At 77.8% G+C, this 580-nt stretch carries 1 pseudogene; it reads left to right on the forward strand.

Annotated elements, in window-relative coordinates:
* Window positions 1-580: pseudogene (locus ESO86_RS19635) on the forward strand (hypothetical protein); the annotation flags it as partial.

Below are 580 nucleotides of genomic sequence, written 5' to 3' on the forward strand. Positions count from 1 at the left end.
GCGCGCGGCCGAGGCGCGCAAGGCCGCGGCATCGGCTCGCGAGCGGGTGGCCGCTTCGGTCACGACGGAGACGACCGAGGCCGAGCCCCGGCAGCGACGCTCGACCCCGGAACCCGCCGCCCCGACGGACGTCGTCGCCGAGCCGATCGCCGACGAGACCCCTGTGGAGTCCCCCGCGGAGTCGACGCCCGTCGAGGCGCCGGCCGAGCGCGACGACGCGGTCGCCCCGACCGCAGACGAGTCCGCGGACGTCGTGCGTGCGGCCGAGGTGACCCGGACCTGGCATCCGGGTGGACCCGACGAGACTCCGGCGGCGACCGACGAACCCGGCGACGCGGACTCCTCCGTCGAGGTGGTCCCCGACGACGCCGGTGACCTCGACGCGGACCCGGCGGTCGAGGCCGACGCCGACGCCGCCGTCGTCGGCACGGACCTGACCGGCGACGCCATCCTGCTGGTCGGTGACGACTCCACCACCGCGGCCGAAGGGCCTGCCGAGGCCGCCGAGCCCGCCACGGACGCAGAGCTCGCCGAGCCTGCCGACGCGCCCGAGCCGGCGCCCGTCGGCGACGACCACGAG

The organism is Agromyces binzhouensis (genome assembly GCF_004135055.1).
Classification (GTDB): Bacteria; Actinomycetota; Actinomycetes; order Actinomycetales; family Microbacteriaceae; genus Agromyces; species Agromyces binzhouensis.